The sequence below is a fragment of the Pseudoxanthomonas sp. LjRoot206 genome, assembly GCF_056175725.1.
This window is the reverse complement of record NZ_JBGFFI010000018.1, coordinates 1-572: the sequence shown is the minus strand read 5'-3', so window position 1 is coordinate 572 and position 572 is coordinate 1. Positions and strand designations below refer to the sequence as shown.

At 68.2% G+C, this 572-nt stretch carries 1 protein-coding gene; it reads right to left on the bottom strand.

Annotated features, from left to right (window positions below):
• Nucleotides 1-572, bottom strand: a 572-nt coding sequence (locus tag AC04MD_RS20235; RefSeq protein ID WP_475498990.1) for a Calx-beta domain-containing protein, incomplete at both ends; no start/stop codon positions are given.

The window sequence follows — 572 nt, the reverse complement described above, 5'->3', positions numbered from 1 at the left end:
CGGGAACACCAGGTTGCCGCCTTCGTTGATCGTCGGCGTGCCGCTGATGTTCACCGTCAGCGTCGGCGCCACGTCCGTGATCGTGCCCGTCGCGGTCGAGGTGCCCACCGTGTAACCGGTGCCCGCGGCGATCGCCGGGATCACCGTCTCGTCGCCTTCCACGATCGTGTCGGTCAGCGTCGGCACCGTCAGGTCCGCCGTCGTCGCACCGGCCGGGATCACCACCGTCGCCACATTGGTGTAGTCAACGCCGTTGGTCGCCGTGCCCGTGTAGGTCACGGTCACCGTGGTGTCCGTCGTCGAGGTGCCACCGGTCATCGTCACCGGGAACACCAGGTTGCCGCCTTCGTTGATCGTCGGCGTGCCGCTGATGTTCACCGTCAGCGTCGGCGCCACGTCCGTGATCGTGCCCGTCGCGGTCGAGGTGCCCACCGTGTAACCGGTGCCCGCGGCGATCGCCGGGATCACCGTCTCGTCGCCTTCCACGATCGTGTCGGTCAGCGTCGGCACCGTCAGGTCCGCCGTCGTCGCACCGGCCGGGATCACCACCGTCGCCACATTGGTGTAGTCAA